Raw genomic sequence first — 25,695 nt, forward strand, 5'->3', positions numbered from 1 at the left:
AGCATCGGAAGTGACTGAAATCAAGCGTAGCCACGTTGGAAAGCGTCTGTCCGAAGTCGCTGTGCATCAGGGAACGATTTATCTCGCGGGACAGGTGCCGGACGACATCACGCAAGACATGGCGGGGCAGACCAGACAGGTGCTGGCGTCGATCGACGCCTTGCTCGCCGAGCACGGTTCGGACAAGTCGCGCATCCTGTCCTGTCAGATTTTCCTTTCGGATATGAAGCAGGCTCCCGCAATGAATGAAGTCTGGGATGCATGGGTGGCGCCGGGACATACGCCGCCGCGCGCTACCGTGGGGGCCATCCTGGCGCAACCGGAAAAGCTGATCGAAGTCGTGATCGTGGCGGCTGCGTGAGGCTCAGTCGGACCGCCGCACGAACGCCGCAATACTCGCCCACATGCCCACCGGATTCGAATACATCGGAAAGTGTCCGCTGTGGGCGATCTGCGCCAGCTGCACGCCGTTTCGCAAAAGGTGCGGCAAATACGAGAGCGCCGCGTTCTGCTCCCCGTACATGAACATACGCGGAAAGGGCAGCGACAGAAACTTCGTCATGAGGTCGCCGTGATCGGACAGTTCGACCATCGACATGAAGATACCGCGTACCGATTCGGCGCGCACCTTATGCCGCAGATTCGATGCATACAGCGCGCTCGCATGATAAGGCGCATGCCAGTTCCGCTCGATGAAGTCATCGAAGAAGGACCGTGCGTCGTCTGACGGATAGTCGATCACCTGACGGCTCAGGAAGCAGTCTTCGGGCGCGACGTTTCCTTCGATGTCGATGAAGCTCGCGATGCTCTGCGGCGCTTCATGCGCGAGCATCAATGCGGTGAGACCGCCCATCGAATGGCCGACGAGATGGAAGCGGTCGACATCGACATGCGCGAGCACCGCCTTTGCCGTGGCGACGAGAAAGGGGATCGAAACGTTCGACGGATCGCCACGGCGCGTGTCACCGCAACCGGGCGCGTCATACGCAATCACGGGACGTCCGGCCAACGCCGGGTAATGCACGATGTCCGCATAGTCTTCCTTGGTCGAGCCGAAGCCGTCGTCGGATGCGGGCAGGGCGTGGCGCTGGTGCCCGCATCGACGAAGAAGCTGACTCCGGAAAACGTGGTCTTCCGGCCTTTGAAGGAGACGGTCAGCGTTGTGACCACCGCGGTCGCCTGGAACCGGACACGGCAGCACGCGATGGTCGACGCGGCCGTCGCGCTGTTGCGAAAACCGTCGAAAGGTCAATGACTGCAATCCCCGGTTAGTGGTGCGCGAAGGTGTTCATGAAAGCGGGTTCGCGAGACCGTTGCTGAGGTTTGCGATCCGGCCTCGAACGCTGGAGCGAACCGGCAGGCTCGGTCTGAGCTGGACGAGGCGTGGATTTCGCCGACTGGCGCACTCGCGGCAAATTGCCGGTATCGACGGGCGCTCGCATGGGTTCAGCGGGCGCATCGATAGCGTCTGCCTTTTGTGTGGCGCTCGACGCTCGGGTTTCGACGAGAGGCGTCACAGCGCCGGATGAGCGCGCCACTCGTCCAAAGGCCGTCGCTTGCGGCCGTCGCGCGTGGTCGAGTTCCGTTTGTAACCAGGCCGCGAAAATTATTCCGCCTCCGACGACGAGCAGTGCGAGCGCGATGACACGACTCGTTCGTGTGCCGAATACCCGTGCGGGCATGGCGAGGTTCTTCTTTGCCAATCGAGGCCCCCGTCGTGTTTTGAAGTTTTCGAGTGCGACGCGTCGACATCGTCACACTGACAGCAAACTACGGGCCAGGTCGGGTCAACGGCGATCTGCATACCTGATCGAGAACGATTCAGACGCCTGCGCGTAGCGCGCTGCGTGGCAACACGCACCGACACGCGCGAAGTTCTTCGGTACGCTGCTTGCTCGACTTCGTACTTCAAAGAGAAGACGAGCGATCCACTTCATTCGGGAACCGCAGCAATGCACATTGAGCAAGAAAACTGGACTCATCGTCATCTCGATGCCGTGTCGCGCGTTCTCGTGGTCGATGATTATCGTGCTTCCGCGATCGCAGTTGCCGATTACTTGTCATTGTTCGGGATTCAGACTCGCGTGGCCGGCGGATGCGGCGATGCACTCGAAATCATACGAAGCTGGATTCCGGACGTGGTGTTGCTCGACCTCATGATGCCGCAGCGCGATGGTTTCACGACTGCCCGTGCAATCAGACAATATCCGCCGACGTCAGGCGCCTTCATTTGCGCGTACACCGCGAGAGAAGAAGCGCTCATCACCCGAAGCGACGAGGGCAGCCTCTTCGATGGCTACGTCAGGAAGGGCGCTTCTCCGCCGAGCCTTCTGTCCTGGCTCAATCAGCTCGGCACAGGGCCTGAGTCGACCGGGCGTCGAGCTTGCACGTAATTTGCGGGAGACCTATGCCGCGCGTGCGCCACTGGCACGCCTCGATTCTCCGGCGAAAGCATCGCGCGGCGGCGACCGCGGTCGCGACCGCGACTCGACCCTCAACATTGACGAGGTTTCAAATGGCTACTGGCACAGTGAAATGGTTCAACGACGAGAAGGGCTTTGGCTTCATCAGTCCGGATGACGGCGGTGAGGACCTGTTCGCGCACTTCTCTGAAATCAAGGCCGAGGGCTTCAAATCGCTGCAGGAAAACCAGAAGGTGAGTTTCGACGTGAAGATGGGCCCGAAGGGAAAGCAGGCCGCAAATATCAAACCCGCGTAGGCGGCCGTTTCGTCGAAGCAATAGTCGTACGGTGTTCGCTCGTCGGGAATTGCAGGCGGGGAATCTGACCGATGTCGTGGCAGCGAGGGCGCTTCGTCCCCGGAATAAGCTCGCTCTCGCATCCACACGAGATCGGATCCCTCGCTACCTCAGGCATCTTCGAACGTCTCGCCCCGCTCGGCGATGATTCTCCCCAGCTCCCGCGTCGACGGTACACGCCGCATCGGATTCGTCGAGCCGGCTTCGTCTTCCGCGAGATTCTCGATGATCGCGAGCAGCACCTTGCGCGCCGTAGTGATATCGCGCTCGCTCAGTCCGGTCACGCTGATTTCGTTGACCTCCTCGGCGAGCGGCACGAGCTTGTCCCTGAGCGCCCGGCCTTCCGCCGTGAGAAACACGTGCGTGTTCTTCTTGTTCTCGGGCCGCTGCTGACGTTCGACCAGCCCCAGCTTTTCCATGGCCGTCACCGCCGCGAACGTGGTGGGCGCCATGACGCCCGCCTGCTCGCTCAGTTCGCGCTGCGTGAGGCCGTCCGTCTCCCACAGGATGCGCAGAAACGTCCAGTGTCCGAATGACACCGAATGCTCCGCGAGCCGCATCTGCAACGCGCGCACCATCGAACGCGTGGCGTCTTTCACGAGGTGAGCCAGACGGTCGTTCGGTACGGATTCGTGCCAATGGCGCAGCATCTCCGCGGTTTCGCGCGGCGCGCCTTCCAGGTTCTTTTTGCGTGTCATGACCGTGTCTTCCTTAGCGAATCGTGTCTCACCGACATGATAGCGGTCGTTCCGGCGCCACGCGCGCTCAAGGCGTTCCGGACGCCTCTTCGGGCAAACCCCGACTTGTTCGCGCGGCTCCGTCTCCCTACCATTATAGTTAGATATCGAATAAAAAATCGTCGACGGTCCGGAACACGGGAATGGTCCCGGCATGTTTCGGCGCCTCGTCCTCATCAGCAAGAGCAACGGAGACGTCTGGTGTCCAAATCCACAGTTACGCAGTTCATGCCCGAAGCGCACGCAACAGCGGAACGCATCGAAGCGACGTATCACAAGGTCACCTGGCGGCTGATGTCGTTCATCTTCGTCTGCTGGGTGCTGAACTATCTGGACCGCGTGAACGTGAGCTTCGCGCAGTTGCATCTGAAGCAGGATCTCGGTCTGTCCGATGCCGCGTATGGTCTCGGCGTGAGCCTGTTCTTCATCGGTTATATCTCGCTCGAAGTGCCGAGCACGCTCTGGCTCAAGAAGATCGGCGCGCGCCTGACGATCTCGCGCATCATGATTCTATGGGGCGCGATTTCGACGGCGATGGCCTTCATGACCACGCCGATGCAGTTCTATATCGCGCGCATTCTGCTCGGCGCGGCCGAAGCGGGATTCTGGCCGGGCATCATTCTTTATCTGACGTACTGGTATCCGGGCGCGCGGCGCGCTCGCATCACATCGCGCTTTCTGCTGGCGATCGCGGCGGCGGGCATTATCGGCGGACCGCTGTCCGGATGGATCCTGCATAACTTCGTCGACGTGCTCGGCTACAGAAACTGGCAATGGCTGTTCTTCCTCGAAGGCTTGCCGGCCTTGCTGATGGGCATCGTCGCGTTCTTCTATCTCGTCGACCGTCCGCAGGATGCGCGCTGGCTCGACGACGAGCAGAAGAAGATCATCCTCGATGCGCTCGCCGCCGACCGCGCCGAGAAAAAGCCCGCGGCGACGCACGGGCGTCATCAACTGCTCGTCGCGCTGAAGGACCCGCGCGTCTATATCCTCGCGGCGGGCTGGGGCACGGTGCCCTTGTGCGGGACCATCCTCAACTACTGGACGCCGACGATCATCCGTCAGGCGGGTGTCGCGGACGTGCTCAACGTCGGCCTGCTGTCCGCGCTGCCGTACATCATCGGCGCGCTCGGCATGTTCGCGGTGGCGCGCAGCTCCGATGTGACGCTCGAACGGCGCTGGCATTTCTTCCTGTGCACGGCGGTGGGCGCGCTCGGCGGCTTTCTGCTTCCGGTGGTGTCGGGCAACACGGCCGCGGCCATCGTCTGCCTCGGCATGATCTCGATTTCCTACTTCGGCGCGGCGGCGATCATCTGGTCGATTCCGCCGGCCTATCTCTCCGATGAAGCCGCTGCCGCGGGCATCGGCGCGATCAGCAGCCTCGGGCAGGTGGGCGCTTTCTGCGGGCCGATCGCGCTCGGCTGGATCAAGACGATGACAGGCAGTCTCGCGATCGGGCTCTCGGCGATCGCCGCCATCGTGATGCTCGGCGGCCTCGCCGTGCTCATTGGGGTGCCGGCGAACACGCTGCGCGAGCACGCGGAACGCGGCTGAACACGAACTCTCGTAGCACTGGCAGTACCTTCTGGCGCCTTCGGGCGCCGATTTTTTTTGCCGCGCACCTGGCGTGTTTTCAGGGAAAACCCCGTTGCCTGAAAATGATTAGAGATCTAATATAAACACATGGGACGACGCTGCTGCAAAGGCGTCACGCGGTGGGTGAACGAAGCAGGAGAGCAGCGCAGATGAGCGATACGGCAAACAACGAACCGTCATTCAGGACGCTTGTGGTGACGAGCAAGGCGCAGGTGGCGGAAGGCATCACGACTTTCGAGCTGCGCGACCCGGAAGGGCGCCCGCTCGAGCCTTTCACCGCGGGCGCGCACGTGGCGGTGCGCGTGCCGAGCGGCGCGAACCGCAACTATTCGCTGTGCAACGATCCGGACGAAACCGACCGCTATGTGATCGCCGTGAAGCGCGACGCGGCGGGCCGTGGCGGCTCGATCAGCATGACCGACGATGTGAACGCGGGCGATCGCATCGACGTATCGGCGCCGCGCAACGAGTTCGGGTTGAGCGAGCGGGCGCGCAGCTTCGTGTTCGTCGCGGGCGGCATCGGCATCACGCCGATCCTCGCGATGATGCGTCACCTCAAGGCCACCGCCGGTCCGCGCTTCAAGCTCTATTACCTCACGCGCAACCCTGAAATGACGGCGTTCATCGACGAGCTGTCGGGCCCGGAATGGAAGCCCCACGTCGTGATTCATCACGATCACGGCGACCTCGCCAACGCGTTCGATTTCTGGCCCGTCTTCGAAAAGACCGGCAGCGGCACGCACGTGTACTGCTGCGGCCCGCGCGCGCTGATGGACGGCGTGCGCGACATGACAGGTCACTGGCCGCAAGGCAGCGTGCATTTCGAGAGTTTCGGCGTGGACCAGTCGCGCGCGGCGGAGAACAAGCCCTTCAGCGTGAAGCTGGAACGTACGGGCCAGTGCTTCGAGATTCCGAAGGACCGCTCGATCCTCGAAATCCTGCGCGACAACGGCATCCGCGCGCCGAGCTCGTGCGAGAGCGGCACCTGCGGATCGTGCCGCACGACCTTGTGCGCGGGCGAAGCGGACCATCGCGACATGGTCCTCGGCGACGACGAGAAGCGCGATCACATCATGATCTGCGTCTCGCGCGCGAAGAGCGAAGAACTGGTGCTGGATCTCTGAGAAGTTATCCCCCTTGCATACGTTGGTCAGGAGAAGCGCAAATGCTCACGCATGAAGAAAACATGTTGTTGTGCCGTGTCGAAGGCGATGCCCCGATGGGCCAGATGATGCGGCGTCACTGGACGCCGGTTTGCCTCATCGAGGAAGTCAGCGAGCCGGACGGCGCCCCCGTGAAGGCGCGCGTATTCGGCGAAGACCTCGTGGTGTTCCGCGACACCGACGGCAACGTCGGCGTGATGGACGAGTACTGCCCGCACCGCCGCGTATCGCTCGTCTACGGACGCAACGAGGACTGCGGTCTGCGCTGCCTCTATCACGGATGGAAGATGGACGTGAAGGGCAACATCATCGAAATGGTGTCCGAGCCGTCGTGCAGCGACATGAACAAGAAGGTGAAGCACAAGGCCTACGAGACGAAGGAATGGGGCGGCTTCGTGTGGGCCTACATGGGCCCGCAGGACGCGATTCCCGAGTTCGTGCCGCCGGCATGGGCGCCGACGGAAGACACGCGCGTCACCATCGCGAAGGCGATCCTGCCGTGCAACTGGGCGCAGATTCTCGAAGGCGCGATCGATTCCGCGCACAGCTCGAGCCTGCACTCGTCGGACTTCGTGCCGGCGCGCGTCGGCGGTGCCGAGGCGACGGCGAAGAACTGGCTGCGTCCGTCGACGGACAAGGCGCCGCGCATGCAGGTGCATCGCACGAGCTACGGCTTCCGTTACGCGGCGCTGCGCCGTCCGATCCAGAACGCCGCGACGCACGACTACGTGCGCTCGACGGTGTTCGTCGCGCCCGCCACCGCGCTGATCCCGCCGAACAATCTGTATAACGTCGCCAACATCAACGTGCCGTGCGACGACACCAGCACCGCGTTCTATTTCATGGCGTGGGGCAATCCGGACAAGACGCCGGAGACGGAGACGTGGCGCAAGTTTCTCGGCCAGCGCGTGGGCGTGGATCTCGACGAATACTTCCGGCCGCTGCGCAACATGGACAACCGCTTCTGGCAGGATCGCGAAGCGATGAAGGCGGGCAACTTCACGGGCATCAAGGGCTTTCCCAATCAGGACATCGCGATGTGGTTGACGATGGGCCCGATCGCCGACCGCACCGAGGAACGCCTCGGCGCAAGCGATGTGGCCGTGGTCGAGTTCCGCCGCCGCATGCTCGACGCCGTGAAGGAATTTCAGGCGGGCGAGACGGCCATCGGCACCGGCGACAAGGCGATTCCGCGCAGCGTGTGCTCGTTCCAGGCGATGGTGCCGAAGGACACCGACTGGAAGCAGTTCGCCGCGCAGCCCGTGTGGGTCGAACTCGAAGAAGCCGCGGAGGTCGAGCCTAACTATCAGGTGCAGGCGTGATGGAAACGCTCAAGCTCGGCATCGCGGGATTGGGACGTGCCTTCTCGCTGATGCTGCCGACCTTTCTCGCGGACGCGCGCGTGCAACTGGTTGGCGCATGCGATCCGCGTGCACGGGCCCGCGCGCAGTTCGAAGCCGATTTCTCCGCGCCCGCTTTCGACGATATCGAAGCGCTCGCGCGCATGCCGGAGGTCGAAGCGATCTATATCGCGAGCCCGCATCAGTTCCACGCGGCGCACGCGCGCATCGCGGCGCGGCACGGCAAGCACGTGCTCGTCGAGAAGCCGATGGCGCTGTCGCTTGCCGAATGCGACGACATGATCGACGCATGTCGCGACGCGAACGTGCATCTGATCGTCGGTCATTGTCATAGCTTCGACACGCCGTATCTGCGCACGCGCGAGCTGATCGCATCGGGCGCATATGGCGACGTACGGATGATTCAGGCGCTCAACTACACCGACTATCTGTTCCGTCCGCGCAGGCCGGAGGAACTGAAGACGGAAGAGGGCGGCGGCGCGGTGTTCAGTCAGGCTGCGCATCAGGTCGATATCGTGCGCCTGCTCGCGGGCAGCCGCGCGACGCGCGTGCGCGCGGCGGTCGGCAACTGGGATGCGGCGCGTCCGACAGAAGGCGCGTACAGCGCGATGCTCTGGTTCGAGAACGGCGCCTTCGCGACGCTCGCTTACAACGGCTACGCGCATTTCGATTCGGACGAATGGACCGGCTGGATCGGCGAAATGGGCCAGACGCGCAGCGCCGACGAGTACGGCAACGCGCGGCGCAAGCTGTCGCACGTGGCTTCGAAGGAAGAAGAAGCGGCGATGAAGGCGGCGGGCACCTATGGCGGCGACGCCTATGCGCCGCCGTCCCCGACGAAAGCGGACGCGCGCAGGCATCAGCACTTCGGGCCGGTCATCGTGTCGTGCGAGCGCGGCGCTTTGCGGCCGCTGCCCGACGGCATCGTCGTGTATGGCGATGAGCGTCGCGAGCGCATCGAACTGGAAGCGCCCGCTGTGCCGCGCGCCGAAGTCATCGACGAGCTGATCGCCGCCGTGCATGGCGATATCGCGCCGCTGCACGACGGCGTCTGGGCGCGCGGCACGCTCGAAATCTGCCTCGCGATGCTGCGCTCGGGCGCGGAACAGCGCGATGTGCTCATCGGCGGTTAATTCACTGAAACGCAGGATCAAGGAAACAGCACAATGGGCAAACTCAATTTGTCGGTCGCGGTGGGCAATTACGACCGCATGCGTCCCCTCGTGGACGGCGAAGTGCAGATCGACGGCGTCGATCCGGTGTTCATGCTGCAAGACCCGGAGGAAATCTTCTTTCGCGCATTCCGTCACGCCGATTACGACATCTGCGAACTCTCGCTTTCCAGCTATAGCGTGAAGACGGCGGCGGGCACGAGCCCGTATATCGGCGTGCCGGTTTTTCCGTCGCGCGCGTTTCGCCACACGTCGATCTATGTGCGCAACGATCGCGGTATCGAATCGCCTTCCGATCTCAAGGGCAAGCGTATCGGCGTGCCCGAATATCAGTTGACGGCGAACGTATGGGCGCGGCTCTTCCTCGAAGAAGATCACGGCGTCAAGGCTTCCGACGTCACATGGGTGCGCGGCGGCTATGAGGAAACGGGGCGCGAGGAAAAGATCAAACTCAGTCTTCCCGCGGATGTGCGGCTGGAGAACGCGCCGTCGAATGCGACCATCTCGGGCTTGCTGGCGTGCGGCGAGATCGATGCCGTGATCGGCCCGCGTGCGCCTTCGTGCTTCACGAACGGCCATCCGAACGTCAGGTATCTCTACGACGATCCGCAGAAGGCCGCCGCCGACTGGTACACGCGCACGAAGCTGTTCCCGATCATGCATCTGCTGGGCGTGCGCCGGTCGCTTGCGGAGCAGCATCCGTGGCTGCCGGGTGCGATCGCCAAGGCGTTCGAGAAGAGCAAGGCGGTTGCGCTGGCGAAGCTGAGCGACACGTCCGCGACCAAGGTGACGCTGCCGTTCGTCGAAGAGCAGTTGCGCGCCGCGCGGAAACTGCTCGGGGACGATTTCTGGTCATACGGTTTCGAGCCGAACCGCCATGTGCTCTCGCGCTTTCTCAGGCGGCATCATGAGGAAGGCTTGTCGAGCCGCTTGTTGCAGCCGGAAGATCTGTTTCATCCGGCTACGCTGGAGAGTTTCAAGATCTGACGGCGGCGATGCCAGGTCGGCGCGTCTGGCGCATGATGTCCGCATACCTGAACCGGCTGCCGCATCGCGCGGCTGTCGCGGGAACGACATCATGCGTGCACTTCGGGACATTCTGCTGACCATCGCGGTCGTGGCGATCTATCTGCTGCCCGCGATCATCGCCGACCGCAAGAAACGGCGCTCCGTGCTGGTGCTCGCGCTTTTCAACGTGCTGCTCGGCTGGACCATCGTGGGATGGTTCGCCGCGCTTTACTGGGCGTTTCATCCCGATAGCGCCAGAACGCTGGAACGCATCGTGAAGAACGACCGGCGCGCATCGTCGCAACGCACGATCAACGCGATCATGTCGCGCTCGCGCACACGCGGCGTTCGCGGCACGGAGGCCGATCCGAAGCATCGGGACGAACGTGATCGCGATTGAGCGGTTGCATAGGGCAAAGGTGGCCGTCGATCATCGGCTGGTCAACATGCGGAGGATCTTCTGCACGATGCGCTCGTGCTCGTCCAGCGCCGCGCCGAGCGTGCCTGATCCATAGCTCTCGTTGTCCAGCGCTTTCATTCCGGCGATGCGTGTCACGAACAGCGAAGGTTTCCCGGCTTTCTGATCGGACACGCCGCGAAAGCGGGTCGTGACCGTCACGCCGGAGTCGTTCAGCAGCGTGCGCCGGAAAATCAGTTCGTTCTCTTCCATCCAGCGCGACCACTCGTCGCGATCGAACACCTCGACGGGCCTGTTTTTCGCGTCGAGGATATACAGACGCTCTGAGCCGGATGGGGCTTTCATCATTCAATGCGAAGGCGCGAGCAGGAAGCCGGTCGCCTCCCGCCACCAGGTTTCATCGACACGGCCGATCCAGTCGTTGTGTTCCGCTGCGTTCACCACCATCATCCGCTTCGGTTCGGGCAACGCGTGGAAGAGCGCTTCGCCAAAGCGCGGCGGAACGATGCTGTCACGTTCCGCAATCACGACGAGAACAGGGCGGCCAAAAGACGCCAGATGCGCCGTGCTGTCGTATCGATCGCGCAGCAGCCACTTCACGGGCAGCCATGGATAGTGATATGCCGCGATATGTTCGAGCCGATCCCACGGCGTGATGAGCATTAATCCGGCGATCTTGTCGCGCTCGCGCGAGCCGGCGGCGGCCGCCACGCCGGCCCCGAGCGATTCGCCGATGACCAGCAGCGGCGCGCCATATAGCCGATGCGCCAGCACGATGGTCTGCCGGGCATCCGCGACCAGATTGTCTTCTCCCAGTGCGCCGTCGCGCGGCCCGTAGCCCGGATATTCGGCGAGAATCACCCGCAGGCCGAGTCGCGTGAGCATGGCGGCATAGTGCGAGCGGTGTCCGGCATGCCCGGCATTGCCATGAAAGACGATGGCAGTGGCCCGCGCGGCTTCGGCCGGCTCAGCCACGAGGCCACGAAACGCTTCATCCGGCGGCCACGCGCGCAGTCCGCCGAAAGCCAGATCCTCGATTCGGGCCTTCTCGGGGAAGTAGAGAAAACGGTCCTGCAAGACAGCGGCTCCCGCGAACACGATCAGGCACGCGACAGTGAGACGGCGCAACATCCCGGTGACATTCATCGCGCTGAGCCCGATCCATCGATCCTTTTCTCGGCGCATCCAGTTTAGCGCGCATGCGTGATTCGTTTGCAGGTCCGTCGATGAGCTGCGTGCTGCATACTTGGCAATCGCACCGCCGGGGACATCGACATGGTTACCGATCTCGCACGATCCTGGTTGACCCGCAGCGCGCCCGTGGCCGCCGCGCAAGCCGCGGGCCGCCCGCTCGTCGCGCTGGAATCGACGATCATCGCTCACGGCATGCCGTACCCGGAGAACGTTCGCACCGCACGCGAAGTGGAGTCCCTGATCCGCGACGCGGGCGCCGAACCCGCGACGATCGCGCTGATCGGCGGGCGCGTCCACATCGGCCTGACGGACGACGAACTGGAACTGCTCGGCCGCTCCGACCAGGTGCACAAGGTCAGCCGCCGCGACCTGCCGGCCGTGCTGGCGAGCGGCGGCCTCGGCGCGACGACCGTCGCGGGCACGATGATATGTGCCGCGCTCGCGGGCATCGAGGTGTTCGTCACCGGCGGCATCGGCGGCGTGCACCGGGGCGCGCAGGAAACCTTCGACATCTCGGCCGATCTGCAGGAACTGGCGAAGACTTCGGTCGCGGTGGTCTGCGCGGGCGCGAAGTCCATCCTGGATATCGGGCTCACACTGGAATATCTGGAGACGCACGGCGTGCCGGTGCTCAGTTGCGAGCAGGACAATTTCGCCGCGTTCTACACGCGCGACAGCGGTTTTCGCGCGGATTTCAGGCTGGACGACGCCGCGGACCAGGCGCGCTTCATCCGCACGAAATGGGATCTGGGGCTCGCAGGCGGTGTGGTGCTGAGCACGCCGGTGCCGGAAGCATCGGCGATGGCCGTCGAAGAGATCGACGCGCTGACCCGGCAGGTGCTCGCCGAGGCGACCGCGCAAGGCATCGCCGGCAAAGCGGTGACGCCCTACGTGCTGGCTCGCATCCACGCGCTGACGGGCAGGCGCAGCCTGGCGACGAACATCGCGCTCGTGAAACACAATGCCGCAGTCGGGGCGAGGTTGGCGCTCGCGCTGGCACACGCGGAGCGCGGGGCGGGCGCGGCATAGAGGAGCGCGCCTTGCCCGCCGCGCATCAACGATGCCCGTGCTGCTTGATGAACGCCATCAGCGCTGCAAAGCCCGTAGGAACGGAGGGATCGGCGCATTTCAGGTCGAGCGTGCCGTCATCGGACGCAATGCCGATGCGATAGCTGCGTCCATCGGGCACGGGTTTGACCGCCGCCGCGCGCGGGGCGGCCGATTCCGTGCGCGCGGCGGACACGAGGCGCGCAAGCTCGGCGCGTTCGTCGGGCGACAGGTCCTTTGCATCCAGCACGATCGGTCGGGCAAGGCCGGGAAAAAAGCCGACGCCCCCGTCGATGGTCAGTTCCGCGTGCATCGGCCACTCCTTCTGGATGGGATCGGAAGTACAGGCTCCTGTCAGAAGACACACCCCTATGAGCCCGGCCAGCAGGCGGGCTCCCGCACGCCCTTCGCGCACTTCACAATACACCAACCGTGTTCCAGGCTTTGCTGACCGCTTTCGCCTCGGCGCTGCTCGCCCCGTAGAGGCGATTGGCGTTCGACACCGTGAGCTTCGCAAAAGCCTTGAAGTTGGTATTCGGCTTGATGTGCGAATCGTTCAGTGTCTCGTACCAGATGCGCCCTGCTTTCTCCCATGCATAGCCGCCGATATCGAGCGCCGCCAGACAGAACGCCCTGTTCGGAATGCCGGAATTGATGTGGACGCCGTGGTTGTCCTGCGTCGTTTGAACATAGTGCCGCATGTCCGCCGGCTGAGGGTCCTTGCCGAGAACAGGGTCGTCGTAAGCGGTTCCGGGCTCCTTCATCGAGCGCAGCGCGACGCCTTTCACGCCTTTTGCGAGCAGTCCCTCGCCGATGAGCCAGTCCGCCTTGTCCGCCGTCTGCTTCAACGTGTATTGCTTGATGAGCGAGCCGAATACGTCCGACACGGATTCGTTGAGCGCGCCGGGCTGCCCGGAATAGGCGAGACCGGCCGTGTGCTCCGTGACGCCATGCGTGAGCTCGTGCCCGATGACATCGAGCGAGATGGTGAAGCGGTTGAAGAGCGTGCCGTCGCCGTCGCCGAACACCATCTGCTGCGAATTCCAGAAGGCGTTGTCGTACTGGTCGCCGTAATGCACTGTGCCGGTCAGCGCCATGCCCGCATCGTCGATCGAATTGCGATGGAAAATCTCCAGATAAAACTCGAACGTGGCGCCGAGCCCGTCGTAAGCTTCGTCGACGCAGACATCGTTGGACTTCGGCGCGCCTTCGGCCCGCACGAGCGTGCCCGGCAGCGTTTCGGTGTTCTTCGCCGTATAGATGCTTCGATGAGCGGAAGGCACCGCGGGCACGGGTGAGACGCTCACGCTGGGTTTCGCTGCGAGCAGCGCCGAGTGGACCGAGCGAAGCTGACGGAAGGTATGGTCGGTCGACAAGGTGTCGATAGCCTGGACGCGCTGCTGAGGCGTGCCATTCTTCGCAATCTCTTTCAGCATGTGCGGCGGAAGAATGCAGTAGATCGTACGAATACGGTTATGCCAGGGGTGATTGCACATGATCTGCTCCCTTGTCGAAGTGGGCAAAGCGGCGGAATGGAGGCGCGCGGCACGGCGGGCAGCCACGAGCGACCGTCGACATTGCCTCCTGGTCGGCGGGCTGCCAACGAACGGTCGATTGAGTGCGGAACTGAACGTTTCCGATATCTCGAAACAATACTAGGCAGTGCAGATAGTAGCAATACGTCATTCATGCGGATCGATCGGCTATGGGGCGGACATTCACTGAGGCTGATTCAAGGCCACTGCGTAAATTAAACGCATTAACCAATGAAAATTGCGCGTTTGAACGAGTACCCAGCCGCCAAAACACCGCGCATATCCGGTCTCTGGCCTTACATTCTTGACATCCCCATACCCCTAACCTAGATTGAGTTCACGCCAGAGACCGGGCAGCGCGCCGTACCGAACATCGGAATATCGCGGCAGGAATATATAAAGCGGAAGAATAAAATAACGATCGACGCTGCCGCAGTACAAATCGCAGTGCGGATAGATAACTTCCCCTCTTTCGTCGCATTCGATTGACGGTCATCCCATGGCGCGTGTTATCTCGTTAGGGATGCGTATCAATAGTAATCAAACCATGCAGATCACTATTCAACTCGACCAGACGCTGGCGCGGCGCGTCGGCAGCGAGGGCGCGTCGGCGATCGGATCGACGGCACTCGGCCAGCTCACGGCGAAGCTCGGGATCGAAGCGAAGCCGCTGCATCCGGGCGAAGCCGACCCGACGCTCGCGTGCTTCTTCTGGATCGATGTGGCCGATCGCGCCGCGGCGGAGCAGCTCGTCGCGCGGCTTCTGGCGACACCCGGAATCGAGGCGGCTTATTTCAAGCCGGCCGATGAAGCGCCTGCGGGATCGCACCCGCAGTGACTCAAGCAAGGAGACGTTGACATGAAGAAGGACCGCGTATCGGTGGCCGGGCCGCCGAGTGCAGGCATCGATGGACCCCGCGACGGGCAGCCCCGAGGGCAGGCTCCGATGAGCGACTGGGAGCTGATCGTCGTGCTCGATCCCGATGCCGGGGTGCGCAGCTCGCCGATGGGCATCACGTCCGACAGGGGCGTCGACGTCGCGCCGCTCGCCAGCCTGCTGGAGGCCGAGCAGATCGCGCTGGAGCCGCTGTTCGGCGACCCGCAACGTCTGCCTCACACGCTGCGGACGCCCTCGCCATTCCCCGACGGTGCCGTCGGCATGCCCGATCTGACCGTGTTCTATCGCGTCGATGCGCCGCAGGCACGCATGGACGAACTGGCCGAGCGGCTCCGGAAGCAGCCGACGGTCGCGGCGGCGTATGTGAAGCCTCCCGCCGAACTCGCGCACGCGGCGCTGGAGGAAACCATCGAGTCCGTGAACACGATGTTGCCCGATGCGCAGGACGCGCCCGCGATCACGCCGGATTTCACTTCGCGCCAGGGCTATCTCGATGCGGCGCCCGGCGGCATCGACGCACGTTATGCCTGGACGCAGGCGGGCGGCTCGGGCGCGGGCGTGCGCATCATCGATCTGGAATGGGGCTGGCGCTTCACGCACGAAGACCTGTTGCAGAACCAGGGCGGCATCGTCGCGGGCACCGGCTCGACCGACACCAATCACGGCACCGCCGTGCTCGGCGAGATCAGCGGCGACCGTAATGCGCTCGGCGTCACCGGCATCGCGCCCGATGCGGTCATCAGCGCCGTGGCGTTTTCGATGCCCACCGCCACCGCGATCAGAAACGCCGCGGACCGTCTGTCGCCGGGCGACATCATGTTGCTCGAAATCCATCGGCCGGGTCCGCGCTATAACTTCGCGGGCCGCGCCGATCAACTGGGCTATATCGCCGTCGAATGGTGGCCGGACGATTTTGCGGCGATACGCTACGCGAGCAGCAGGGGCGTGATCGTCGTGGAAGCGGCGGGCAACGGCGCCGAGAACCTCGACGATGCGCTGTATTCCACGCGCCCGTCAGGCTTTCCGGCGACCTGGACCAATCCGTTCAACCGCGCCAGCCCGCAATGCGGCGCGGTGCTCGTCGGGGCGGGCGCGCCGCCGCCGGGCACGCACGGACGCGACAACGGCCCCGACCGTTCGCGGCTCGGCTTCTCGAACTACGGTGCATGCATCGACGCGCAGGGCTGGGGGCGCGAAGTCACCAGCACGGGCTACGGGGATCTGCAGGGCGGCACGAACGCCGACCTGTGGTACACGGACCAGTTCAGCGGAACCTCGAGCGCATCGCCGATCATCGTCGGCACGCTGGCGTGCGTGCAAGGCGTGCTGCGCGCGCGCGGACGCATACCGCTGTCGCCGGCGCGGGCGCGCGAAGTCCTGCGCAGCACGGGTTCGCCGCAGCAGGATGCGCCCGGACGTCCCGCGACGCAGCGCATCGGCAACCGGCCGGATCTGCGGCAGATCATCGCCAGCGTGACGGCGACTGTCGCGCCATGGGTCGGCGTTCAGTTCCGCGGCACCGTGCCGGCCGGGCAGACGGCGCGCTGGTTCACGTTCAACTGGCCGGCTCACTGGCACATGGTCTGGACCGTCGTGCCGACGACCGTCAGGCCCGGCGCACCGCAGATCAAGTGGAACGTTCAGGTCGAGCGCGCTTCGGACGCGTACATCACGTACTGGATCGACATCACCAACCTGAGCCCGCAGGCGTGCGATATCGAAGCGCGCTATGCCGTGCTCGGCTGGTGACCCAAGGGAGAGAAGATCATGAGAGTTGGCGTTCAGTTCACCGGCACCGTGAATGCCGGACAGTCGGCCCGCTGGTTCACCTTCAACTGGCCGCAGGATTGGCATGTCGAATGGAATGTCGTGCCGACGTCGCCCGTGCCCGGCGCGCCGCAGATCGACTGGGATGTCGAAGTCGAGCGCGCGAGCGCGAGCAACATCACGTACTGGATCACGGTGCGCAATGTCAGCGCGGCTCCGGTGAACATCGAGGCCCGCTATGCGGTGATGAACTGAGGAGGCACGAACATGCGCATCGTCATTGAAACCGATGAGCGGGCGAGCACGTCCGCCATGACGCAACCCGCGACAGGTCCCATCGATGCAAGTCCCGCGACGGCGACGAATGCGGGACCGCCATCGGCGGCGCTGCTGCGCGCGGTCGGTGGCGCGGCCGCCGAGCCGGCGCAGACGACTTATCGCGACGGCATGGACGGTGGCGGCCCATCGCTCGAACTGGTCAAGGCGGTTCAAAGCGCACCGTCGACGGAAAGCGTCGATGGCGCGTCGGGGATGAACACGAATGGAGGTGCGGCGCCGTCCAGCTGAAGCGACGCGTGAAGCTGTCTGCGGTTTCCGCGACGCCGGCAAGGCGGACATCGCAGGCAGCGTAGCGCTTTCCTCGTGCACTGCGACGGGCATCTCCGCGAATGGAGCGGCTTCGCGCGCGACGCCCCGAGGGTACGGGCTATCGAGGTCTTCGCCGTTCGTGTACCTTATCCGGCTGCAATGCTTCTTTCGTGCAACTGGAGCCCGTGACGTATGACGAAGACCAACGAATATCAGCAGCCCATCGGCGAACCGGTGATCGACTGGAAGACGCGCGAGCGGCCCGCGTGCATCGGCATCGACGGGGCGCATTGCCGGATCGAGCCGCTCGACGTGGACCGCCACGCAGCCGATCTCTTCGAGGCCTATGGCCAGGCACCGGACGGCAGCGACTGGACCTATCTCTTCGTCGGGCCATTCACGGACTTCGCGGCCTTTCGCGACTATCTGACCAAAGCCGCGGCATCGACCGATCCGCTGCATTACACCGTCATCGATTCCGCGCGCGGCAAGGCGGTCGGGACGATCGCGCTGATGCGCATCGAGCCCGTGCACGGTGTCATCGAAGTGGGCAGCGTCACGTTCTCGCCATTGCTCAAGCAAACGCGCATTTCCACGGAAGCGCAGTATCTGCTGATGCGCTATGTCTTCGAAGACCTCGGCTACCGTCGCTACGAATGGAAGTGCGACAGCCTGAACGCGCCTTCGCGCAAGACGGCGCTGCGGCTCGGCTTCGAGTTCGAAGGCATCTTCAGGCAGGCGATCGTCTACAAGGGACGCAACCGCGATACGGCCTGGTACGCGATCATCGACCGGGACTGGCCGCGCATCCGCCGCGGATTCGAGCGCTGGCTCGCCGACGACAACTTCGATTCGAACGGCACGCAGCGCGCGTCGCTCGCGCAATTGCGGGACGCGTGACGAGCGCAAGCGCTTCAAACGCGAGTATCGTGTGGGCTGGGACATCGTCCTCACGAGAGGAGACGCTCATGGTCACCACGAACTCGCAATCCGGCACGAATGTCGAGGAAATCGCGGATGGCATGTATCGCATCAATACGCCCGTCGTGCTGCCCGGCGACGCGGGCGGCTTTTCCTTCAATCAGTACCTGATCGTCGACGACGAGCCGCTGCTCTTCCATACCGGACCACGCAAGATGTTTCCGCTGGTGCGCGAAGCGCTCGCCAGCATCATCGATCCGGCGACGCTGCGGCACATCGCGTTCTCTCATGTCGAAGCAGACGAATGCGGTTCGCTCAACGAGTGGCTCGCCATCGCGCCCGAGGCCGCGCCGCTGTGCGGCACCGTCGCGGCGATGGTGTCCATCACGGATCTCGCCGACCGCGCGCCGGTGGCCCTGGCCGACAACCAGGCCATCACGCTCGGGCGCCATAGCGTGCGATGGATCGACACGCCGCATCTTCCGCACGCATGGGAATGCGGCTTCCTGATGGAAGAGCGCACGCGCACGCTGCTGTGCGGCGATCTCTTCACGCAAGGCGGCGCGACGCTGCCGGCGCTCACCACATCCGACATCCTGGGCCCGAGCGAAGCATTCCGGCGCAGCATGGATTACTTCTCGCACACGCGCAACGCCGATGCGATGTTCGAGCGCCTCGCGCAACTCGAGCCGACGACGCTCGCCTGCATGCACGGCAGCGCATGGAGCGGCGACGGCGCGAGCCTGTTGCGCGCGCTGGCGCAGAGCGTGCATCAATGACGCGCCGCGTCGCGCTTCTCCAGCACGCGCCCGATATACGCGAAGTTCGCGCCGATCTGCCCGAGCGCGAACGAGAGCGCGCTCATGGCCTGCACGCGCGACGCATCGCAGCGTGAGCGCAGGCTCGCGTCGATGTGCGATCCGACGCGGGCGTGCGCGTCGTCGAGCGGTTGCAGCGAGCGTTCGCTTGCCGGCAGCGGCGCACCGCTTCGCATATACGCCGCGAGCCGGTCCAGATAGGCCGTGCCGCAGCGCCGCACCACATCGACATGTTCGAGCAGCAGCCTGCGATCTTCATCGTCGAGCGCGGCGGATTCGGATTCGCCGGTGCGGTCGAGCAGCACGAGACCATGCCACAGCGTTTCGATCGCGAACAGCACGGCGCCCAGCGACGGGCCACCGGTGAAGTGCGCCTTGATGCGCGCCTCGCCGCAGACCGCGCGGGCATCCACGAGATGACGCATGAAGCGTTCGTGCAGCGCATCGACGGATACGCGGCTGTCGGCGGGACCGAGTATCGGCAGAACGTGCAGCAGCTCGCGACAGTCGTCGAGCAGATTCGCCATGATGCCGAACGCGCGCGAGCGGGCGAACTGCGGCCACACCGTGACCGACACCGCGATGCCGATGGCCGCGCCGAGGATGATCGCTTCGGCGCGCGACAGGGCGCCCGCGATATCCGACGAAGGCTCGAGCGCGATCGCCGCGGCCACGACGATGCTGTAATTCGTGGCGGGAAAGATCGTCGAGGCGAGACAGGTGATCGCCGTGGCGAAGGCGAGCCGCATGAGCGCGTCCGCGCCCGTCGGAAACAGGTGCACCGCAGCAAGACCGACGACGGTGCCCGCGACCGCGCCGGTCATCTGGCCGAGGCCGTGTTTCAGGCTGCGGTCGAAGCTCACCTGCAACGAGAAGAGGCTCGAGAACACGGCCCATGAAACGCTCGCCGAGCCGATCAGCTTCATGACGGCGTAGCACAGCATGCTCGCAATCAGGGACTGCGCGCAGATGCGCAATGCGTCGGCGCGATGCATGCGCCAGTCGCGAAGAGGGTTGGAGGTCATTCGAAGCTCCCAGCAAGCGTTCTGCCCGCGCGTGCATTCGCCGATGGAACGGTGCTTGCTCGTGCGGTTGAGCATCGGTCGCGTATTGCGATCGAGCATGCACTTCGCCCATCGACGAATGAACGACAGACACGCCATCCCTACGCGCTCGCGCAGGCCGCTCGATCGCGCGCTCGACACCGCGCTGCGCCGCGTCTTCGGCTTTCCGCATCTGCGGCCGGGGCAGGAAGACGTCATCCGCAGCGTGCTGGACGGCCACGATACGCTTGCGGTGATGCCCACCGGCGCGGGCAAATCGCTGTGCTATCAGTTGCCCGCGCTGCAGTTCGACGGCATGACGATCATCGTGTCGCCGCTCATTTCGCTCATGCGCGATCAGGCCACGAAGCTGATCGAAGCGGGCATCGCGACCGCCGTGCTCAACAGCGCGCTATCGGCGGGCGAGGCGCGCGAGGCCATGCAGGCCATCGCGCACCACGAGATCCGCATGCTGTTCGTCACGCCCGAGCGTCTCGTCGATGCCGAATTCACCGCCGAGCTCACCGCGAAGAACATGCCGCCGATCGCGCTCGCGGTGATCGACGAGGCGCATTGCATCTCGCAGTGGGGCCACGATTTCCGTCCCGCCTACGTCGAGCTGATTCACGCGATCAGGACGCTCGGCCGCCCGCCTGTGCTCGCGCTCACCGCGACGGCGACGCCTGCCGTCATCGTCGATATCGTGCGCGAGCTGAAGATGCGCCACGCCCATGTGATTCACACGGGCGTGTATCGCGACAACCTGCATTTCAGCGTCGAGCAGCTCACCCATCCCGAGGACAGGCGACAGCGCGCCATCGCGCTCGCGACGAGCGAGCAGGGCAGCGGCATCGTGTATTGCGCGACCGTCGCGGAATGCGAGGCGCTGCATGCGGCGCTCGTCGAAGCGGGCGTCGAGGCCGAGCGCTATCACGGCAAGCTGTCGTTGGGAGTGCGGTCGTCGTCGCAGGATGCGTTCATGGAGAACCGCGCGCGGGTGATGGTCGCGACCAATGCGTTCGGCATGGGCATCGACAAGCCCGACATCCGCTTCGTCATCCATGCGCAGATGCCGGGCAGCCTCGATGCGTACTATCAGGAAGCGGGACGCGCCGGGCGCGATGGCGAGCCCGCGCGCTGCACGCTGCTCTTCGAAATGAAGGACAGGCAGGTGCAGCAGTTCTTCATGAGCGGACGCTATCCGAGCGCCGAGACCATCGCGCGGGTCGCAGAGACGGTGCGCGAGCTTGCGCTCGAAGACAGCGGCCGCACGCTGGACAAGCCGCTTGCGCGTCTGCGCGATGCGTTGCCGAACGTGGGCGCGAACAAGCTGCGCGTCGCCGCGACGCTGCTCAACGATATCGGCATGACGCGGCGCACGCGGCGCGGCGGCATGAAGCTCGTCGACGATGATGCGTCCGCCGCGAAGCTCGACGAAGCCTCGCGCGAGTATGCGGCGCGCGCCGAGCGCGATCGCGTGGTGCTCGAACGCATGATCGGGTATGCGCAGAGCGCGCAGTGCCGCTGGCGCATGCTGCTCGACTATTTCGCCGACGACATGAACGACGGCCGCGCCTCCGAGCCGCTGCATGCCAGCGACGTGGATTACGACGCACCGGATGACGAGCTCGGCGGCGGCAACTGCGGTGTGTGCGATAACTGCGTGCATCCGCCGGAGGTGATCGAGAGTCCGCGCGAAGTGCGCGAGCAAACGCGCGCGAAGAACGATGAATCAGCGAAGCGCAAGGCAGCCGGTTTCACGCAAGGCGAACGCGTGCGGGTGCGTCGTTATGGCGAGGGCGTCGTCGAGATGGTCAGCGGCGAGCGCGTCGCGGTGCGCTTTCCCGACGATGAGACGCGCACGTTCATCGCGCGCTATGTGCGGCGCGCCGTCGCTCGCTGACCGGTGCGCTCGCATCGCCATAAACAAATGACGAAATATTGGTTAGCCCGGCTCGCGCGCTCATCGAGAATGGAGCCTCGTTAGTTCGAGTCGCAGCGAGGGTCCAAGATGAGTGAGCGCAGCGCGTGGAATGCACGGGTAACGGGCGTTTCGTCCTTGCCGCCGGTCACGCTCGTGATCGTGCCGGGTTTGCACGGCAGCGAGGACGCGCATTGGCAGACCTGGCTGGAGCGCGAGATGCCCGGCGCGCGGCGCGTCGAGCAGCGCGACTGGGATGCGCCCAATCTCGCCATCTGGAGCGATGCCGTGCTCGATGTGCTGGCGGGCATCGATGGCCCCGTCGTGCTTGCGGCGCATAGCTTCGGCTGTCTCGCGACGGCGCATGCGTTGTCGCACGCGGGGGCGTTTCAGGCGCATGCGGCGAATGTCAAAGGCGTGCTGTTCGTCGCGCCCGCGAGCCCGGCCAAGTTCCGTTTCGCGGGCGCGTTCAGCGCGCGCCGGCTCGATACGCTTTCGCTCGTCGTCGGCAGCGAGACCGATCCGTGGATGCCGCTCGACGAAGCGCGCACGCTCGCGCAGCGCTGGAACAGCGCGTTCGTGAATCTCGGCGACGCGGGGCATATCAACACGGCGGCGGGATTCGGTCCGTGGCCGCTCGCGAAGCATTTCGTCGAAACGCTCGCACGGCGCGTGTCGCCCGACTACGAGGAAGAGGGGCAGCGCGCGTACGGCTGATCCCGCTGCCTGAACGGATGCGATGCATCTATGGCCGCCTTCGGGCGGCCTTTGTCCGTTTCTCTGTTCCTCTGTTTATCTGTTTCTGTTGTGCGGTTTCCAACCCCTGTCTCCGGAGAAGAAATGACGGTCTATAAAAAGCGGCTCATCGCGGCTGCGCTCGGCATCGCTGCGAATATCGCGTATGCCGATACGACGCTGCTCAACGTGTCCTACGACGTGACGCGCGAGCTGTACAAGGACATCGACGCGGCCTTCGTCGCGGATTACAGGAAGAAGACCGGCGAGACCGTATCGGTGCGGCAGTCGCATGGCGCATCGAGCGCGCAGGCGTTGTCGGTGACGCAAGGTCTGCAGGCGGATGTCGTGACGATGAACCAGCCCAACGACATCGACCTGCTGGCCGAGCGCGGCCAGCTCGTGCCCGCGAACTGGCGCAGCCGCCTGCCGGATAAAAGCGCGCCCTACACGACGACGATGGTTTTTCTCGTCCACAAGGGCAACCCGAAGCAGATCAAGGACTGGAACGATCTCGCGCGCCCCGGCGTGCAGGTGGTGATCGCGAATCCGAAGACATCGGGCAACGGGCGCTATGCGTATCTCGCGGCGTGGGGCTACAAGAAGCAGCAGGGCGCGACCGACGCGGCGGCGCAGGACTTCGAGAAAGCCATCTTCAGGAACGTGCCCGTGCTCGATACGGGCGGACGCGGCGCGACGACGACCTTCACGCAGCGCGGCATCGGCGACGTGCTCGTCACGTTCGAGAACGAAGTCGGCCTGATGAGCGCGGGGCCGGGCGCGAAGGATTTCGACGCGGTGTATCCGTCGGTGAGCCTGCTCGCTGAACCTCCGGTGTCGATCGTCGACAAGGTGGTGGACAAGCGCGGCACGCGCAAGGAGGCGCAGGCGTATCTCGACTTCCTGTTCACGCCCGCCGCGCAGGAGATCGTCGCGCAACATCATCTGCGTCCGCGCGATGCCGCCGTGCTCGCGAAGCATGCGGGCGAGTTCCGGCCGCTGAAGACCTTCACCGTCGAGCAGATGTTCGGAAGCTGGCAGAAGGCGCAGCAGGCGCATTTCGCCGATGGCGGCACGTTCGATCAGGTGGTCGCCGACAAGAACTGACGCCGCCGCTATGCCAGCGCGATCCTGCGGCGCTGTGCCACGGCCCCGGCCCTGCGGCACACGATTTCGAGCGTGCCGCCCGCCGCCGGACGAGGCAGCTTCAGGACGCCGTCATCGATCGGACGCGCGGCTTCGAGCGGCCTGCCGTCCACATAAAGCTCGAGCTCGTCGAGACCGGCTGTCGTCACCGTGAGGTCGGACTTGCCGAGCGTCACGCGCAGGCTCGAATACGGCGCGCCCGACAGCAATTGCGCGCACCAGTCGATGAGGTCCGCGTTGCCGTCGAGCACATCGCGCCGGGTCATCGCGTAGGGAATGCCGGCGATGCCGAGGTCTTCGATCGGCACGCCGGCCGCGTCGCCGGAACGCACCGCGCGGCGAAACGCCATCGTGAAGCTCACGCCGTCGGGCAGACGCGGCAGCGCGAACTCGGTGCCGTCCAGTGCGTCGGTGAGATCGTGGCTCGTCCACACGTTCGCGCCGCCCGCGCCGGTGGCCTGGCCCACGCACACGAGCGCGCCGATTTCGTTATCGAGGAAGCCCGCGCAGAAGAGGTCGCCGGACGAATACGTGTTGGCGTCCGCGACGCAGACGACCGGGCCGCCATAGCGCTGACCGACGTCATCGCACCACGAAGGATCGGTGATCGGCAGCGCCTGCGAGTACGCCTCGCCGGTCGAGATCGCGGATTCGAGCGACGAGATCCACGGTTCGAGCTCCATCCGATTGAATGCGCTACGCGCCATCGCGCGCGTGAGCGGCGTCGCGACGAGGCTGAAGCGCGTCGGCGCCACTTTGTGCGGCGTGAAGAGTTGCAGCAGGCGCTCCGCTGCCCAGATGAGGCCGCCTGGATTGCCGCGCACATCGACGATGAGGCCCGTGTCGGGCAGTTGCTCGACGAGACGCGTGACCTCGTCGACGAAGGCTTCGTGATCGTCGACATCGAAGGTCCAGATGCGGACGTAGCCGACTTCGCCGAGCGCCTTCGTCGCATACGTTCTGGCGGAGAGCGCGTCGGGAAAGCGCGTTTCGATCCAGCCGGTATCGCGCGCCATCTCCGCGCGGCGATTTTCAGCGCGCCATTCCTTGCCCGAGAACATCAGCTTCTTCGCGCGCCGGACCTGCTCCGCGGCGGGACTCACCGCGACGCGCAACGCGGTATGCGCGCCCGCCCGCACGCCGGTCGCGGGCCGGCCCGGCCACACGATGCGCCACGGTATGCGCACTTCGCGCCGCTTCTTGCCGGGGCCGTCGCGAAAGCCGATATCGACCCATAGCTCATCGGGCGGCGGACCGTACTGCAACGAGCGGAAGGTCAGCGACTCGAGCGCGCGCGCGAGCCGGGCGTCGGGGCGGCCGCCCGTTTCGCGATCGGCATGGATCGCGACGGCGCGTTCGAACGGCATGCCGTTCCAGGTGTCGAGCAACACGCCCGGCCTGAAGTTCGCGTCCTTGATGAGCTTGCTGTGTCCGACCTTCGTGACGAGAAACGACGGCGCGTCCGTCGAGCCGTACTGCTCGACGAGAAACGGAAGCTGCGCGACGGCGCCCGCGAGCGACGACGGTCCCGCATAGAGCGTATGGGCATCCCGCAGATCGACGACGATGCCGGTCACGATCATATGAAACTCCGCCTCGCTCATGTCGGCGGCGTGCGTGCGCAGCAGCGCGAGCGCCTGCACGGGATCGTTCGCATAGCCCGCGCGCTTCTGATGCAGATGACAGTACGCGCCGGCGAGGGCGGTCCGGAGCGCATCGATGATGACTTCGCGCTCGGCGGCATCGAGGTGATCTTCGGGTGCAGCGGGAAGCTTCGCGTGAGTCGTCTTCAGGAGGCCCGCGCGCTCCGCGAGCAGCACGCCGGTCTGCGACTTCAGTAACGAGGGTGTTTTCGTTGCCATGATCCGC

At 64.7% G+C, this 25,695-nt stretch carries 26 protein-coding genes and 2 pseudogenes; 20 read left to right on the forward strand and 8 right to left on the reverse strand.

Going from position 1 to position 25,695, the window contains the following annotated elements; genetic code table 11:
- Nucleotides 1-10: 10 nt before the first annotated feature.
- The gene (locus tag AWB78_RS21590; protein ID WP_062607929.1) at nucleotides 11-361 is read left to right on the forward strand and encodes a RidA family protein; all 351 of its coding nucleotides are present in this window, start codon (nucleotides 11-13) and stop codon (nucleotides 359-361) included.
- 3 nt (nucleotides 362-364) lie between these two features.
- Here AWB78_RS21590 and AWB78_RS21595 read toward each other — a convergent pair.
- A pseudogene (locus AWB78_RS21595) lies at nucleotides 365-1,060 on the reverse strand (alpha/beta fold hydrolase); the annotation flags it as partial.
- On the opposite strand from AWB78_RS21595, the gene AWB78_RS47685 reads away from it, so the two are divergent.
- From AWB78_RS47685 to AWB78_RS21605, 3 genes are all read left to right on the forward strand, one after another.
- The gene (locus tag AWB78_RS47685; RefSeq protein ID WP_198399317.1) at nucleotides 1,019-1,255 is read left to right on the forward strand and encodes a type 2 periplasmic-binding domain-containing protein; all 237 of its coding nucleotides are present in this window, start codon (nucleotides 1,019-1,021) and stop codon (nucleotides 1,253-1,255) included. The pseudogene AWB78_RS21595 and the gene AWB78_RS47685 overlap by 42 nt on opposite strands.
- A gap of 592 nt (nucleotides 1,256-1,847) precedes the next feature.
- Nucleotides 1,848-2,393, forward strand: coding sequence for a response regulator (locus AWB78_RS21600; RefSeq protein WP_198399314.1), 546 nt, complete (start codon nucleotides 1,848-1,850; stop codon nucleotides 2,391-2,393).
- A gap of 122 nt (nucleotides 2,394-2,515) precedes the next feature.
- Complete coding sequence (locus AWB78_RS21605; RefSeq protein ID WP_062607932.1) at nucleotides 2,516-2,719, forward strand: cold-shock protein; 204 nt, start codon at nucleotides 2,516-2,518, stop codon at nucleotides 2,717-2,719.
- 149 nt (nucleotides 2,720-2,868) lie between these two features.
- On the opposite strand, the gene AWB78_RS21610 is transcribed toward AWB78_RS21605, so the two are convergent.
- The gene (locus AWB78_RS21610; RefSeq protein WP_062607934.1) at nucleotides 2,869-3,456 is read right to left on the reverse strand and encodes a MarR family winged helix-turn-helix transcriptional regulator; all 588 of its coding nucleotides are present in this window, start codon (nucleotides 3,454-3,456) and stop codon (nucleotides 2,869-2,871) included.
- A 267-nt stretch (nucleotides 3,457-3,723) separates the two neighbouring features.
- Between AWB78_RS21610 and AWB78_RS21615 the strand changes: the two genes are divergently transcribed.
- The 6 genes from AWB78_RS21615 to AWB78_RS21640 all read left to right on the forward strand — a co-directional run bounded on the left by AWB78_RS21615 (nucleotide 3,724) and on the right by AWB78_RS21640 (nucleotide 10,195).
- On the forward strand, nucleotides 3,724-5,049 hold the full coding sequence (locus AWB78_RS21615) for an MFS transporter (protein WP_232477785.1): 1,326 nt from the start codon (nucleotides 3,724-3,726) through the stop codon (nucleotides 5,047-5,049).
- A 191-nt stretch (nucleotides 5,050-5,240) separates the two neighbouring features.
- A complete protein-coding gene (locus AWB78_RS21620; RefSeq protein WP_062607937.1) occupies nucleotides 5,241-6,215 on the forward strand; it encodes a PDR/VanB family oxidoreductase in 975 nt (324 codons plus the stop codon).
- 41 nt (nucleotides 6,216-6,256) lie between these two features.
- Nucleotides 6,257-7,576 carry a Rieske 2Fe-2S domain-containing protein gene (locus AWB78_RS21625; protein WP_062607939.1) on the forward strand — a complete coding sequence of 440 codons (1,320 nt, stop codon included), beginning with the start codon at nucleotides 6,257-6,259 and terminating at the stop codon, nucleotides 7,574-7,576.
- On the forward strand, nucleotides 7,576-8,748 hold the full coding sequence (locus tag AWB78_RS21630; protein WP_062607941.1) for a Gfo/Idh/MocA family protein: 1,173 nt from the start codon (nucleotides 7,576-7,578) through the stop codon (nucleotides 8,746-8,748). The genes AWB78_RS21625 and AWB78_RS21630 overlap by 1 nt, the downstream gene beginning before the upstream one ends.
- A 33-nt stretch (nucleotides 8,749-8,781) precedes the next feature.
- Complete coding sequence (locus AWB78_RS21635; RefSeq protein ID WP_062607943.1) at nucleotides 8,782-9,774, forward strand: ABC transporter substrate-binding protein; 993 nt, start codon at nucleotides 8,782-8,784, stop codon at nucleotides 9,772-9,774.
- A 91-nt stretch (nucleotides 9,775-9,865) separates the two neighbouring features.
- Nucleotides 9,866-10,195, forward strand: a complete 330-nt coding sequence (locus AWB78_RS21640) for a superinfection immunity protein (RefSeq protein ID WP_062607944.1) — start codon at nucleotides 9,866-9,868, stop codon at nucleotides 10,193-10,195.
- A 30-nt stretch (nucleotides 10,196-10,225) separates the two neighbouring features.
- Here AWB78_RS21640 and AWB78_RS21645 read toward each other — a convergent pair whose 3' ends face one another.
- Nucleotides 10,226-10,558 (reverse strand): hypothetical protein, encoded by a 333-nt coding sequence (locus tag AWB78_RS21645; protein WP_062607999.1) that lies wholly within the window; start codon nucleotides 10,556-10,558, stop codon nucleotides 10,226-10,228.
- A gap of 3 nt (nucleotides 10,559-10,561) precedes the next feature.
- Nucleotides 10,562-11,359 (reverse strand): alpha/beta hydrolase, encoded by a 798-nt coding sequence (locus AWB78_RS21650; protein ID WP_062608001.1) that lies wholly within the window; start codon nucleotides 11,357-11,359, stop codon nucleotides 10,562-10,564.
- Between the two features lie 129 nt (nucleotides 11,360-11,488).
- Here AWB78_RS21650 and AWB78_RS21655 point away from each other — a divergent pair, with 129 nt between their 5' ends.
- Nucleotides 11,489-12,436, forward strand: a complete 948-nt coding sequence (locus AWB78_RS21655) for a pseudouridine-5'-phosphate glycosidase (RefSeq protein ID WP_062607946.1) — start codon at nucleotides 11,489-11,491, stop codon at nucleotides 12,434-12,436.
- Between the two features lie 25 nt (nucleotides 12,437-12,461).
- On the opposite strand, the gene AWB78_RS21660 is transcribed toward AWB78_RS21655, so the two are convergent.
- Together AWB78_RS21660 and AWB78_RS21665 are read right to left on the reverse strand one after the other, a co-directional pair.
- A complete protein-coding gene (locus AWB78_RS21660) occupies nucleotides 12,462-12,767 on the reverse strand; it encodes a protealysin inhibitor emfourin (RefSeq protein ID WP_062607947.1) in 306 nt (101 codons plus the stop codon).
- 103 nt (nucleotides 12,768-12,870) lie between these two features.
- The gene (locus AWB78_RS21665) at nucleotides 12,871-13,950 is read right to left on the reverse strand and encodes a M4 family metallopeptidase (RefSeq protein ID WP_062607949.1); all 1,080 of its coding nucleotides are present in this window, start codon (nucleotides 13,948-13,950) and stop codon (nucleotides 12,871-12,873) included.
- Nucleotides 13,951-14,536: 586 nt separating this feature from the next.
- On the opposite strand from AWB78_RS21665, the gene AWB78_RS21670 reads away from it, so the two are divergent.
- The 6 genes and pseudogenes from AWB78_RS21670 to AWB78_RS21695 all read left to right on the forward strand — a co-directional run bounded on the left by AWB78_RS21670 (nucleotide 14,537) and on the right by AWB78_RS21695 (nucleotide 18,942).
- Complete coding sequence (locus tag AWB78_RS21670; RefSeq protein WP_062607950.1) at nucleotides 14,537-14,827, forward strand: hypothetical protein; 291 nt, start codon at nucleotides 14,537-14,539, stop codon at nucleotides 14,825-14,827.
- 21 nt (nucleotides 14,828-14,848) lie between these two features.
- Nucleotides 14,849-16,636, forward strand: coding sequence for a S8 family peptidase (locus tag AWB78_RS21675; protein WP_198399315.1), 1,788 nt, complete (start codon nucleotides 14,849-14,851; stop codon nucleotides 16,634-16,636).
- Between the two features lie 18 nt (nucleotides 16,637-16,654).
- A complete protein-coding gene (locus tag AWB78_RS21680; protein WP_062607953.1) occupies nucleotides 16,655-16,909 on the forward strand; it encodes a hypothetical protein in 255 nt (84 codons plus the stop codon).
- Between the two features lie 12 nt (nucleotides 16,910-16,921).
- Nucleotides 16,922-17,221, forward strand: coding sequence for a hypothetical protein (locus tag AWB78_RS21685; protein WP_062607955.1), 300 nt, complete (start codon nucleotides 16,922-16,924; stop codon nucleotides 17,219-17,221).
- 213 nt (nucleotides 17,222-17,434) lie between these two features.
- Nucleotides 17,435-18,139: pseudogene (locus AWB78_RS21690) on the forward strand (GNAT family N-acetyltransferase); the annotation flags it as partial.
- Nucleotides 18,140-18,210: 71 nt separating this feature from the next.
- Nucleotides 18,211-18,942 carry an oxygen-binding di-iron domain-containing protein gene (locus tag AWB78_RS21695; protein ID WP_062607959.1) on the forward strand — a complete coding sequence of 244 codons (732 nt, stop codon included), beginning with the start codon at nucleotides 18,211-18,213 and terminating at the stop codon, nucleotides 18,940-18,942.
- Here AWB78_RS21695 and AWB78_RS21700 read toward each other — a convergent pair.
- The gene (locus tag AWB78_RS21700; protein ID WP_232477783.1) at nucleotides 18,936-20,006 is read right to left on the reverse strand and encodes an FUSC family protein; all 1,071 of its coding nucleotides are present in this window, start codon (nucleotides 20,004-20,006) and stop codon (nucleotides 18,936-18,938) included. The two genes, AWB78_RS21695 and AWB78_RS21700, sit on opposite strands and share 7 nt — an antisense overlap.
- A gap of 118 nt (nucleotides 20,007-20,124) precedes the next feature.
- Between AWB78_RS21700 and AWB78_RS21705 the strand changes: the two genes are divergently transcribed.
- The 3 genes from AWB78_RS21705 to AWB78_RS21715 all read left to right on the forward strand — a co-directional run bounded on the left by AWB78_RS21705 (nucleotide 20,125) and on the right by AWB78_RS21715 (nucleotide 23,787).
- Nucleotides 20,125-21,927: a RecQ family ATP-dependent DNA helicase gene (locus AWB78_RS21705; RefSeq protein ID WP_062607962.1), complete on the forward strand. Its 1,803-nt coding sequence runs from the start codon at nucleotides 20,125-20,127 to the stop codon at nucleotides 21,925-21,927.
- A gap of 108 nt (nucleotides 21,928-22,035) precedes the next feature.
- Nucleotides 22,036-22,662 carry an RBBP9/YdeN family alpha/beta hydrolase gene (locus AWB78_RS21710; protein ID WP_062607963.1) on the forward strand — a complete coding sequence of 209 codons (627 nt, stop codon included), beginning with the start codon at nucleotides 22,036-22,038 and terminating at the stop codon, nucleotides 22,660-22,662.
- Nucleotides 22,663-22,785: 123 nt separating this feature from the next.
- Nucleotides 22,786-23,787 carry a sulfate ABC transporter substrate-binding protein gene (locus tag AWB78_RS21715; protein WP_062607964.1) on the forward strand — a complete coding sequence of 334 codons (1,002 nt, stop codon included), beginning with the start codon at nucleotides 22,786-22,788 and terminating at the stop codon, nucleotides 23,785-23,787.
- An 8-nt stretch (nucleotides 23,788-23,795) separates the two neighbouring features.
- Here AWB78_RS21715 and AWB78_RS21720 read toward each other — a convergent pair whose 3' ends face one another.
- A complete protein-coding gene (locus tag AWB78_RS21720; protein WP_062607966.1) occupies nucleotides 23,796-25,688 on the reverse strand; it encodes a S41 family peptidase in 1,893 nt (630 codons plus the stop codon).
- Nucleotides 25,689-25,695: the final 7 nt, after the last annotated feature.

It is taken from the genome of Caballeronia calidae (genome assembly GCF_900044055.2).
Lineage (GTDB): Bacteria > Pseudomonadota > Gammaproteobacteria > Burkholderiales > Burkholderiaceae > Caballeronia > Caballeronia calidae.